11 protein-coding genes are annotated in these 12,833 nt (G+C 33.6%); 5 read left to right on the top strand and 6 right to left on the bottom strand.

The features are described from left to right. The 6 genes from ACSSV5_RS02930 to ACSSV5_RS02905 all read right to left on the bottom strand — a co-directional run bounded on the left by ACSSV5_RS02930 (position 1) and on the right by ACSSV5_RS02905 (position 7,813). Entirely contained in the window at positions 1 to 1,473 is a 1,473-nt protein-coding gene (locus ACSSV5_RS02930; protein ID WP_454244700.1) for a DUF5687 family protein, read from the bottom strand. Between the two features lie 109 nt (positions 1,474 to 1,582). Further along, positions 1,583 to 1,858, bottom strand: a complete 276-nt coding sequence (locus ACSSV5_RS02925; RefSeq protein WP_211064641.1) for a F0F1 ATP synthase subunit epsilon — start codon at positions 1,856 to 1,858, stop codon at positions 1,583 to 1,585. Positions 1,859 to 1,927: 69 nt separating this feature from the next. Then, positions 1,928 to 3,439: a F0F1 ATP synthase subunit beta gene (atpD, locus tag ACSSV5_RS02920; RefSeq protein WP_454244699.1), complete on the bottom strand. Its 1,512-nt coding sequence runs from the start codon at positions 3,437 to 3,439 to the stop codon at positions 1,928 to 1,930. A 109-nt stretch (positions 3,440 to 3,548) separates the two neighbouring features. Then, on the bottom strand, positions 3,549 to 5,396 hold the full coding sequence (glmS, locus tag ACSSV5_RS02915) for a glutamine--fructose-6-phosphate transaminase (isomerizing) (RefSeq protein ID WP_454244698.1): 1,848 nt from the start codon (positions 5,394 to 5,396) through the stop codon (positions 3,549 to 3,551). Positions 5,397 to 5,421: 25 nt separating this feature from the next. Continuing rightward, positions 5,422 to 7,008: a DUF4270 domain-containing protein gene (locus ACSSV5_RS02910; protein WP_454244697.1), complete on the bottom strand. Its 1,587-nt coding sequence runs from the start codon at positions 7,006 to 7,008 to the stop codon at positions 5,422 to 5,424. Then, a complete protein-coding gene (locus tag ACSSV5_RS02905) occupies positions 6,992 to 7,813 on the bottom strand; it encodes a glycogen/starch synthase (protein ID WP_454244696.1) in 822 nt (273 codons plus the stop codon). The genes ACSSV5_RS02910 and ACSSV5_RS02905 overlap by 17 nt, the downstream gene beginning before the upstream one ends. A gap of 107 nt (positions 7,814 to 7,920) precedes the next feature. Here ACSSV5_RS02905 and panC point away from each other — a divergent pair, with 107 nt between their 5' ends. From panC to radA, 5 genes are read left to right on the top strand one after another with little or no spacing between them, the layout of a single operon-like run. Beyond that, on the top strand, positions 7,921 to 8,760 hold the full coding sequence (gene panC, locus ACSSV5_RS02900; protein WP_211064645.1) for a pantoate--beta-alanine ligase: 840 nt from the start codon (positions 7,921 to 7,923) through the stop codon (positions 8,758 to 8,760). 5 nt (positions 8,761 to 8,765) lie between these two features. Further along, a complete protein-coding gene (gene panD, locus ACSSV5_RS02895; protein ID WP_454244695.1) occupies positions 8,766 to 9,113 on the top strand; it encodes an aspartate 1-decarboxylase in 348 nt (115 codons plus the stop codon). Between the two features lie 3 nt (positions 9,114 to 9,116). Beyond that, positions 9,117 to 10,085 (top strand): lysylphosphatidylglycerol synthase transmembrane domain-containing protein, encoded by a 969-nt coding sequence (locus ACSSV5_RS02890; RefSeq protein WP_454244694.1) that lies wholly within the window; start codon positions 9,117 to 9,119, stop codon positions 10,083 to 10,085. A gap of 22 nt (positions 10,086 to 10,107) precedes the next feature. Continuing rightward, positions 10,108 to 11,256: an alpha/beta hydrolase gene (locus tag ACSSV5_RS02885; RefSeq protein WP_454244693.1), complete on the top strand. Its 1,149-nt coding sequence runs from the start codon at positions 10,108 to 10,110 to the stop codon at positions 11,254 to 11,256. Positions 11,257 to 11,262: 6 nt separating this feature from the next. Further along, entirely contained in the window at positions 11,263 to 12,627 is a 1,365-nt protein-coding gene (gene radA, locus ACSSV5_RS02880; protein ID WP_454244692.1) for a DNA repair protein RadA, read from the top strand. Positions 12,628 to 12,833 lie beyond the last annotated feature (206 nt).

The following is a 12,833-nucleotide window of genomic DNA, read 5'->3' as shown; positions in this document are numbered from 1 at the left end:
TTATTTTTTTTCATCAAAAGCTGCTATGGTTTTATATTTCTGTTTTTGATAAAGCTTTTCGATAAGGTCTAAAAATTGATTTTGAAAAATTAATCCCAGTAAACCACTTAAAACCAAGGCAATAATACCCGCATCAAAACTGATAAATTTATATGGGATATAAAAAATGATGATTGGGGCTAAAATTTTAGGTAAGCTAATTAAGAGTTGCGTAACATTAAAACCATTAGTGTTTTGAAAAGCTTTAGCCTTGACGTTGAGTTCAACAGGCACGCGATTTAAAGCACCGCCATATAAGGTGATAAATGAATTTAATCCAATATTAAAAGATGCGCCAGCTAAAATTAATTTGTATATATCCCAACCAAAATAAAGATATGGTAAACTTAATATGGTAGATACCACAACGGCAAATATCATCAAAACCAATTTTGATTTCAAATATTCTCGATACGGAATATTCTGACTCATCATTAACTTGTAGTATTCGCTATCCCAAGACGGCACTAACTGCCCGAATGTTAATAAAAAACCACCTGTTATAAACATTGACGCAAAGGCCAACATAGCCGGCGAATCTTTGTAAACATCCATAGTGAAAAAGAATAAGCCATAAAATAAAAAGAAAAAAGACGTCAGTAAAACTTGCTTAGGTCTGGCATTTCTGAGAATGAGTTTGATATCGTTTTTTAAGAAAGGAGCAATCTTGCCAAATTTATCTACAAATTTCAAGTCTAAAGCTTTGACTTTTTCGGCTTTTTTAGAAATAGCACCGTCAATGTAAAAGTGATTTAAATAGTATTGATAATTAGCATAAAACGCTAAAGCCATTAATAGAATAGGTAATAAAATCCAAATCGGTTGACTATACATGCCATAAAAAAAGATTTGTGCATAAGCTGTAATATCAAATATTTCGTAGCGTTGAAGTCCTATAAATGCTAAGACTAAACCGACGATTATAAAGAAATAGATGTTGGTTTTATTGATGAGATAAACGGTAAAATTATTGAGAAATATCAATGCTAAAACCCCAAAAAACCAAGCGGTAACGTATAATGGATGGTAACCTTTGACTATCAGAGTTATACTAAAAGGGATAAAAAATAATAAAGGCAAAATATTAAAAAAAGAAAGGATTGTTTTGCCCAGTAAAAACTGAACCACTTTTTTACGTTTGATAGGTATAATCAATAAAGGTTTGATATTGATGACGGGCATTTGTTGGATAAAATACCTAATCCCAAGATCAAATAAGAACCAGTAAATTAAATATTGATTTAAAGTTAAAAGCGGATCAACTTCTGGAATGGCCTTTTGAAGTATAAAATAGCCTCCAACTCCAGCTAATATAGCCATACCAGCAAAGTATAAAATCCCCAGAATCATTAAAATCTTTATGGCAATGGCAGCTTCAAAATAAGAAGACCTTCTAAATTGCTTCCATTGAAGAGACACAAATCGTTTAAACATATAAATGATTTATTGGTTAGTATTAAGCTTATAAAAATTGTTACAAGTTTAAACAAAAAATCCGATTCTAAACAGAACCAGATTTTTAAAAAAGTTATAAAGAATAAAGCTAATCTACTAACACAATGACTTTATTGTCTTTGCATTCCACAACGCCACCTTTGATTTCAAAAGTTAATTTATCGTTAGTTTCTTCAAAAAATGATTTGACTTTGTCATTAATGTCAACTGTTTTGTCTAATTTAATTAAACCTTTGTCTAAAGTCGAGATGATTGGAGCGTGTTGATTTAAAATTTGAAATTCACCTGTTTTTCCTGGTAAAGTAACCGAATCAACATCTTGACTGATCAAAATTTGTTCTGGTGTAACGATTTCTAAATGCATAGTTTTTCAGTTTTCAGTTTTTAGTTTCCAGTGATTTAATGATCGCTCACTGTAAACTGCAGACTAATTTTAGTCTTCTTCAGCCAACATTTTTTCACCAGCTTCAATCGCATCTTCAATGGTTCCTTTAAGGTTGAAAGCTGATTCAGGATATTTATCTAATTCGCCATCCATAATCATATTAAAACCTTTGATAGTATCTTTTATGTCAACTAAAACACCTGGCATACCAGTAAATTGTTCAGCCACGTGAAAAGGTTGAGATAAGAAACGCTGTACACGTCTTGCACGAGATACGGCAAGTTTATCTTCTTCAGATAATTCTTCCATACCGAGAATGGCAATAATGTCTTGCAATTCTTTGTAACGTTGAAGCAACTCTTTAACACGTTGAGCACATTTGTAGTGTTCTTCACCTAATATTTCAGCGGTTAAAATTCTGGAGGTAGAATCTAAAGGATCAACTGCAGGATAAATACCGAGTTCAGCAATTTTTCTAGAAAGAACAGTTGTAGCATCTAAGTGAGAGAAGGTCGTAGCTGGAGCAGGGTCAGTCAAGTCATCCGCTGGCACATAAACCGCTTGAACCGATGTGATAGAACCATTTTTTGTCGAAGTGATTCGTTCTTGCATCGCACCCATTTCAGTTGCTAAAGTAGGTTGATAACCCACTGCAGATGGCATACGACCTAACAAAGCCGATACCTCAGAACCCGCTTGTGTAAAACGGAAAATATTGTCAACAAAAAACAAGACGTCTTTACCTTGTCCATCACCAGCACCGTCTCTAAAATATTCTGCAATGGTCAAACCTGATAAGGCTACTCGAGCACGAGCTCCTGGTGGTTCGTTCATTTGTCCAAATACAAAAGTAGCTTTTGAATCTTTCAAAGCTTCTTTGTCAACTTTGGATAAATCCCAACCGCCGTTTTCCATAGATTCATTAAAATCATCACCATATTTAATAATACCAGACTCAAGCATCTCTCTGAGCAAGTCATTTCCTTCACGTGTTCTTTCTCCCACACCTGCAAATACAGATAAACCACCGTGACCTTTGGCAATATTGTTGATTAATTCTTGAATCAAAACTGTTTTACCAACACCAGCACCACCAAACAATCCTACTTTACCACCTTTGGCATAAGGTTCAATTAAGTCAATAACTTTAATTCCTGTAAACAAGACTTCAGTTGACACAGATAAGTCTTCAAAATCAGGAGCATCGCGGTGAATTGGTAAGCCGTTTTTGCCGTCTTTAGGTAGATTGTCCATGCCATCGATAGCATCGCCAGTAACGTTGAACAGTCTTCCAAAAATATCTTTACTGACAGGCATTTGAATTGGGTTGCCTGTAGCGATAACTTCTGTTCCTCTTGAAAGACCATCTGCGGTATCCATAGCGATAGATCTAACGATATTATCACCAATATGAGATTGAGCTTCTAGCACAAGTGTGGAACCATCTTTACGTTTAATTTCTAAAGAATCGTAAATTTGTGGTAAATCTTTGCTGTTTTCGAAAGCCACATCAATCACAGGACCTATGATTTGTGCAATCTTACCTTTTGTTTGAGACATTAGCTATGATTTTATTTTAAATTTTTGGTTTGCAAATATAGGGGTTTTATGTCAAAATAAATCGAAAAATTTTTAAATAAATTTAGACTTCAAATCCATAAAAATTCAACTATTCAACGGTAACCGATTTGGCTAAATTTCTAGGTTGGTCAACATTTTTTCCTAACATCACGGCGATGTGATATGAAAGTAATTGCAAAGGAATTGTAGTCAATAAAGGTGTAAAAGCTTCAAAAGTTTCTGGCACTTCAATGACGTGGTCTGCCATATTTTTAACAATGCTGTCTCCTTCGGTAACGATAGCAATAATTTTCCCTTTTCTTGATTTAATTTCTTGAATATTGCTGACCACTTTATCGTAGTGACCTTTTCGAGTTGCTATAACAACAACGGGCATTTCTTCGTCTATCAAAGCAATTGGCCCGTGTTTCATTTCGGCAGCAGGATAACCTTCGGCGTGTATATATGAGATTTCTTTTAATTTTAAAGCACCTTCAAGAGCCACGGGAAAATTATAACCTCGACCGAGATAGAGGCAATTTTTAGCAAGTTTGTAATTGTCAGCTACTTTTATGATGTGATCGTTTTGTTTAAGTGCTATTTCTATTTTACCAGGGATAGATTCCATTTCATTTAGATATGAATGAAAATCAGAGTTAGAAATAGTTCCTTTGGCTTTGCCTAATTTAAGGGCTATTAAACTTAAAACTGTGATTTGTGTTGTAAAGGCTTTGGTTGATGCTACACCAATTTCTGGACCAGCATGTGTGTATGCACCAGCGTGAGTTTCTCTTGAAATAGAAGACCCAACAACGTTGCATACCCCAAAAACAAATGCACCATTTTCTTTAGCCAATTTGATGGCAGCCATAGTATCAGCAGTTTCTCCACTTTGAGAAATCGCTATCAAAATGTCGTTTTTATCGATAACAGGATTTCGGTATCTAAATTCTGATGCGTATTCAACTTCTACAGGAATTCTTGCAATATCTTCAAAAATATATTCAGCAACTAAACCTGCATGCCAAGATGTACCACAAGCTGCAATTATAATTCGGTTAGCGTTCAAAAATTTTTCTAAATAATCATCAACACCAGACATTTTTACAAATCCTTTTTTTGCCTGCATTCGACCTCTAAAGGTGTCTTTTATAGCTGTGGGCTGTTCGTATATTTCTTTGAGCATAAAATGGTCGTAACCACTTTTTTCGATTTGGTCTAAACTCATTTTGAGTTCAATAATATATGGGTCAACTAATTTGTCATCTTTTATTTTTCTTATTTTGGGTTCTCTGCCTAGTCTTATCACGCCCATTTCACCGTCTTCAAGATAAATGGCTGATTTTGTGTATTCTATAAAAGGCGAAGCATCAGAGGCAATAAAGTATTCATCATCGCCTACACCAATAGCTAAAGGACTTCCTAATCTAGCAACAACAATTTCGTTTGGTTTTTCTTTATCAAAAACGGCTATTGCATAAGCACCAACAGTCTGATTTAAAGCAATTTGAACAGCTTTGCCTAACTTGACATCTTCTTTAGTCATCACTTCTTCAATAAGATTGACTAAAACTTCTGTGTCGGTTTCTGATTTGAAATTGTACCCTCTATTCTCTAATACTTTTTTTATAGCATCATAATTTTCTATTATTCCATTATGAATAATAGCTAATCGACCTGAGTTTGAAAGATGAGGATGAGAGTTAAGGTCGTTTGGTTTTCCATGAGTTGCCCACCTTGTGTGACCAATACCGACTTTACCTTTACTGAAGTGTTCTTTTGTGCATTTGAGATTTAGTTCGGCAACTTTTCCTTTGGTTTTGCAAATGTTTAAATTTTGACCGTCATAAAGAGCTATTCCAGCAGAATCATAGCCTCTATATTCAAGTCGTTGAAGACCTTTTAGTATAATCTCATAAGCATCTTGGTGTCCAATATATCCAACAATTCCACACATAATAATAGTTTAGGTTAGTTATTAATTAATTAGGTTCAGTATAATATATTTGAAGTTTTAATCTTTTCTCTTCATCTGCAGATAGATTGCCGTGAAATACGGTTCCTCTTGGCGTAGATATTGAGCTTTCAATATAGGTTTCAACTTGGTCGAGTTGACTGTCGCGTATGTCTAATATTCTAGCTTGATTTACATTTTGCGTAACAACAACTCCTATTTTGGTACTAGTAGAATCGTTGTTGATAATATTATTGATATGATTTGTAAGTCTTATTTTATAAAAAGCATTGCCATTTTCGTCTTCTTGCAGTGGACCTAAATGATTTAACCGCGAAATAAGAGGATTGTTACTTGCACTAGGGTCTAAACTATAGTCAACCAAAACTCTGTTATGGTCAGCATCAAAAACAAGTATCCTTTTGGGTTTATTAACTTGAGTATTTGCTAAATTTTCATTCACATAAAAAATTAAATTAGCTTCGTTAATCAACCAATTGTTTTGTCTTAACTGATCAATTTCATCTGCAACACCATTGCCGTCGTTATCAGGACCATTAAAAGGATCTACAATTGTTACTATACCTTGACCGCCTTTTACAAATAGATTTTCTTCACCGTTGATAGTGTCTTGTAAAGCTAAATCTATGGTGTTATCATTTTCGTAAAAGTTAACAATATTACCAGCAAATTTTAAGTTAAATTTATTAAAGGTTTCTATTAATTCGTTGTTGTTTTCAACTTCCAAACTTGGTGCTGGTCTTAAAGATTTGTAATACAATGTGATTTTTGCATCTTGATTGTTTAAATTGAGATTGATCATTGCACCGCCATTGGTATGTTGCTCAGTTTTGATGTAAAGTCCTCTCAAAAAGTTTTTAAAACTACTTTGGCTAACCAAATTAACCGTATTTTGATTGTTTAATATTTTTTCTTGAAAAAATTCATTTGGGAGTTTGATTCTTATTCTAGGCGAAACTCTAAGGGTATCAACATTTGTGGTGTCAATTTGGTCAAAGAGAATTTGAGTCTCAGTTAATTCTGAGGGTGTTATTTGTTCAGAAACTATTAATGGATTACTCTCTATATTGTTTTCAAACTCTGAAAATTGGTCTGAATAATAACGCTGAGGAGTTTCAAACTCTCCATTTTCACCAGGGTCAATATCATTCAAAAATTGATTAGATTCAAAAATAGAAATTTTGAAACTGCCATCTCCAAAAACAGAATCAAGCTGATAAGTATTTGTTTCTATCAGTGAACTGTATAGAGGTAATGTAAACACTACACTATCTAAAACTGGATCTTGACCAAAATCAGGGTTAGTGTTTTGAAGTTCTAATTGTGTTAAAATGCTAACTTCTGAGCTTCCAAAAACTGGATCTTGATAGTTTCCTAGAAGATAGTTATTTAAAGTATTAGACTGTACTGATAATATATTGTCACTATAAGCTGCTAAATTTTGTACGACATAGGGCTCTGGTAAATTCAAGCTATTAATAAAACCACTCCCTAAGGTGGTAAAATCATCTTCACAGGAGGTGAAAACGAATAAGACAAAAACAAGACCAATAGTAATTTTAATTTTCGTTTTCAGTTTAATCAATCTCTTCATTTAAAATATCTTTTAAGTAATAATCTTGATAGGCTTGAGTAAATTCTTCAATTGAGCGATAATTTAATACGGGTTTATCTTGACTTTTGATAAAATTTTGTATTTCATTAGATAATTCTTCGCTGCCAATTATAATACCATCTGAATAACTAATCGCTAATTTTATCAAATTATTATAATTTGGTGTTTTTAAAAATTCTACTTTATCAGCATCAATACCATCAAACATCACTTTTTTGATCATGTTTTGGCTTAGTTGATTCTCAAAACTGTTATTATAAACTGAAGTAACAATTTTTGAAGTATTAAAAAGCGGTTCATTGCCATAATAATTTCTAAGATAAAGCGGAAGTAGTGATGCCATCCAACCATTAACATGAATGATATCTGGAGCCCAGTTCAGTTTTTTGACGGTTTCTATAACTCCTTTTGCAAAAAAAATAGCCCGTTCATCATTGTCTTCAAAAAGCTCACCTTCCTCATCGCTATACATCGCTTTGCGTTTAAAATAGTCTTCATTATCAATAAAATACACTTGCATTCGTTCCTTAGGTATAGAAGCAACTTTTATGATAAGTGGCATATCTAAATCATTAACCACCATATTAAGCCCTGACAATCTGATAACCTCGTGAAGTTGATGTCTTCTTTCGTTGATGTTGCCAAAACGTGGCATAAAAATTCGAGTTTGTCCTCCTACAGAATTTATCATTTTTGGAACTTCAAAAGACATGGTGGACATATCATTTTCTGGGAGATAAGGAACAACTTCTGATGAAACAAAAAGAACGCGTTTATCTTTCATAGAAACTTATTTAAATTCTTTTGGAGATTTTGAAAATGCAAATTTACAAAAATTTATGTGGATTAAGCTTAAAATGTTAGTTTTGCACTAAAATTAAATAGAGGTCTGTGCTTTTAAAGTCAAGTTTAGATATTCAAAAATCCATTGGTAAAGGGCAACCAAAAATGCTTGGTTTAGTTCCTACAATGGGAGCATTGCATGATGGTCATTTATCACTCATAAGCAAAGCAAAATCAGAGTGTGATATAACGGTAGTTTCTATATTTGTAAACCCCACACAATTCAACAATCCTAAAGATTTATCAAATTACCCTAGAAATCTTGAACAAGACGTGGAAGCTATAAAGCAACTTGGGCGTGATATTTTGATATATGCACCTGATGTTGATGATATTTACCCTAATGGCCCACAAACAGAAAATTTTGATTTTGGGATAATATCAAAATATATGGAAGGTCAATATAGACAAGGACACTTTCAAGGCGTAGGCACTGTTTTAAAAAAACTCTTTGAGTTGGTAAAACCTCATCGAGCTTATTTTGGAGAAAAAGATTACCAACAACTTGCTATAGTCAAAAAGTTAGTTCAAATCACTAACCAACCCGTTGATATTATCGGTTGTGAAACTTACCGCGAGCCTAATGGACTAGCTAAAAGCTCAAGAAATAAATTGTTGAGTAATGATGAAAAATCAGAAGCAAGTATCATTTTTAAATGCTTAAATCTAGCTAAAACTCATTTCAAAGAAAATTCGATTTCAGAAATCAAAAAAAAGGTTAAAAGTATTTTTAATCACAAAGAAAATTTTAAATTAGAATATTTTGAAATTGCTGATGAAGAGGATTTGATTCCAACTCAAGATTTCATTGAAACTAAAAAATATCGTGCATTCATTGCCGCATATTGTAATGAAGTTAGACTAATTGATAACATGCCCTTGAACTAAAAAAAATGCAAATTACAGTCGTAAAATCAAAAATACATCGTGTAAAAGTAACTGGTGCAGATTTAAATTATATCGGCAGTATAACCATTGACCAAGACTTAATGGATGCTGCAAATATTATTGATGGCGAAAAAATACAAGTTGTTAACAACTCAAATGGCGAAAGATTAGAAACTTATGCTATTCCGGGACCAAGAGGAAGTGGAGAAATAACGCTAAACGGTGCAGCCGCAAGAAAAGTATCACCTGGCGATATTCTTATTTTGATGACTTATGCAAGCATGAGCGTTGATGAAGCAAAGAATTTTAGCCCGTCAATCATTTTCCCAGACGAAGACAATCTTTTAAAATAAATCATGGCAAAATCTCGTTTGGCAAAATGGCTTAAAATCATTATACCGTTAAGCCTAGGTGTGTTTTTTGTCTGGTATTCAATAGCAGACACTACTCCACTTGAAAGAAAGCTAATTTGGCAAAATATTAAAAATGCTAATTTATTCTGGGTTTTGATGTCTATCCTATTGGGTCTAATCTCGCACATAGTTAGAGCAAACCGATGGAAACTTTTACTTAAACCATTAAGAGATACACCTAAACTTTCAGTCTGTTTTTACACTGTTATGTTTGGTTATTTGGCCAACTTAGGCATTCCGCGTTCTGGCGAAGTTTTACGAGGTGCCAGTTATGCCAGTCTTAGCCCATTAAGCTTTGAACAAAGTTTTGGAACGATAATTACAGAAAGATTAATTGATTTTATAGTTCTGCTTATCATCATCGGGATTGCCTTGATATTTCAAACAGACCAACTGCTGAACTATTTAAACATCAGTGAAGTTAATCCATTAAATACTTTGATTTATTTAAGTATCTTGATAGCTACTATTGTTGTTTTTTATAGGCTTATCAAAACAACAAAAAACCGCATTATACTAAAACTAAAAGATTTTATCTATGGCCTTTTACAAGGGATAAAAACCGTTTTTAAGTTAAAACAAAAGTGGTCATTTATCGCACAAACTTTAATTATTTGGTTACTCTATATCGCGATGTTTTGGGTAATAAAATATGCCATAGTTGGCTCTGAAAATATTTCCATCGGTGCTGCGTTGGTTGGCTTTATAGCTGGCACTTTTGCCATGTCGCTCACCAGCGGTGGCATAGGTTTGTATCCGCTTGCAATAGCATCAGTTTACAAATTATATGATGTTCCAGTAGATGTTGGTCAAGCCTTTGGTTGGGTGCTTTGGACTGCTCAAACACTGCTTGTGATTTTAGCTGGGTCTATTTCTGCATTACTTTTGACATTTGTCAGCAAAAAATCATAAATTAGTGGACAAATTTTTAGCTATGAAAAAAATAGTCCTTAGCCTAATTATAATCTTTCTGCAATCACAGTTTTGTAAAGCACAAATAGAATATATTGAAGTCAATTCAAAAATTTTAAAAAGCACAAGGCAGCTCAAATTACAAATCCCGCGTAATTATGATTCTGATAACAAAAAAACATACCCTTTGATTTTTGTTTTTGATGGAGACTATCTTTTTGAACCCGTTGCTGGAATTGTAGATTATTTAAGCTATTGGGAAGAAATACCCGAAGCTTTTGTTGTAGGTATTAATCAAGTTGGTAGTCGAATGGATGATGGTAGATTTGACAAAAAAGAATTTCTTCCCATAGGCACTGGAGCACAATTTTTTGATTTTATACAGTTAGAAATATTAAAATATATGAGAGAAAACTATAATATAGGAAATTTCGCGGTAGTTGTAGGTCATGACTATATGGCTAATTTTATGAATTTCTTTTTGTTTTCAAACAAAATACAGTTTCAAGGTTTTATAAATTTAAGCCCAGATATACCTGATGCCTTAATTCCTTTTATCAAAGAACAATTAAAAAATTCTAAAGAAAAAATATGGTATAGCTTAACTACTGGTAGCAATGATTTGCCATTCCTAAAAGCTAAAACCGAGCAACTTAACGAAACCTTCAGCACTATAGAAAATGATTTGGTCTCAATAAGTTATAAATCTTTTGAAAATACTAACCACTACTCTCTTGTGCCTTATGGATTACCGTATAGTTTAAACAAAATTTTTGAACCTTACACCCCGATTGATGATGTTGAATTTAAAAAAAAATTATCTAAAGCTGAAAATCCCGTTACTTATCTTGAAGACAAATACGAATTGATAAACACCCTCTATGATGTAGAAAAACCAGTTAGAATAGCTGATATTATGAAAGTTTCTAAACTTATTGAAAAAAATGAAAATTGGGAATTATATCAAGACCTCAGTAAAATAGCAAAACGCAACCATCCAAATACTCTACTTTTTGATTATTTTTCTGGACGATATTTTCAAGAAATAGGAAAACCTAAAAAAGCCATTAAAGCCTATCAATCTGGTTATTCTTATCAAGAAGCTGGTGGCATTACCAAAGATATGTTACTTGACAAAGCTGATAAACTTAAAGAAATCTTTGGATATTAATTCATTATGGCTAAACCAAAAACAGTCTATTTCTGTCAAAATTGTGGTGCTCAACATCCCAAATGGCAAGGTCAATGCAATTCTTGCAAAGAATGGAATACATTAGTTGAAGAAGTTATCAGTAAGTCTCAAGATAAAACTTGGGAAGCATCAGGCACTTCAAGTCAAAACACAAAACAACCTAAAGCGTTTAAACTAAGCGAAATTAGTTTTGAAACAGAAGACAGAATTATTACCAAAGACGATGAGCTGAATAGAGTTCTTGGCGGTGGCATTGTAAAAGGCTCTTTAATATTACTCGGCGGTGAACCTGGTATTGGAAAAAGCACATTATTGCTTCAATTGTGTCTTCACCTATCAATAAAAAGCCTTTATGTTTCTGGAGAAGAAAGTAGCAAGCAAATCAAAATGCGTGCAGACCGTATTCAAAAAACAAATGATAATTGTTTTATACTGGCAGATACTTCCACACAACGCATTTTCAATCAAATTAAAAAAATTGAACCTGAGCTTGTCATCATCGACTCTATTCAAACCTTGCATACCGAAATGATTGAAAGCTCGCCAGGTAGTATTTCTCAGATTAGAGCTTGCACAGCAGAATTGATTAAATATGCTAAAGAAACCAATACACCTGTTTTGCTGATAGGTCATATCAACAAAGAAGGTCATCTTGCTGGACCAAAAATTCTTGAGCATATGGTAGATACGGTTTTGCAATTTGAAGGCGATCAAAATTTTATATACCGCATTATCAGAGTTCAAAAAAACAGATTTGGAGCCACGCACGAACTCGGTATTTATGAAATGCAAAGTGGCGGATTAAAGCAAATTTTAAACCCATCTAAAATTTTAATTTCCAACCAAGAACACGACTTAAGCGGTACTTCTGTTGCTGCAACCTTAGAAGGCATGCGACCATTAATGGTTGAGATTCAGGCTTTAGTTAGTTCGGCAGTTTACGGCACGCCACAGCGTTCATCTACGGGATATAATGCCAAACGACTGAATATGATTTTAGCCGTTTTAGAAAAACGTGCAGGCTTCAAGCTGGGTGCTAAAGATGTGTTTTTGAATATCACAGGCGGTATCAATATTGATGATCCCGCTATAGATTTGGCTGTCGTTGTAGCGATTTTGTCTTCAAGTCACGATATAGTGCTTAACCACCGTTTTTGTTTTGCAGCAGAAATCGGCTTAGCTGGCGAAGTCAGACCCGTGCCAAGATTAGAACAACGTATTGCTGAAGCAGATAAATTAGGCTTTGAAAAAATATTTATTTCTAACAGCACTAAAGTTTCAAATAAGAATTATCAACTTGAAATTGTCAAGCTAAAAAGTGTGGTTGATGTTGTAGAATATTTGTTTTGAAAATCTTTCTGAATTTCATAAGATTAGTTTTGTTTACTAATTTCTTTGTGTTTGTGAAATGTGCTAAAATTTCAAAACTCGGTTAGGGATTGAGGCATTTGTTGGAGCTCATGCCACGCCATAAGCGTGGTATAGCGACTGCCGAAAGCCCGGCTTGTGTGACCTTAGTCACGCAAGCAACCGCCAAAATATAGTTAAAGAAATTG

The organism is Psychroflexus sp. MBR-150 (assembly GCF_053628795.1).
This window is presented reverse-complemented; position numbering and strand designations above follow the sequence as displayed.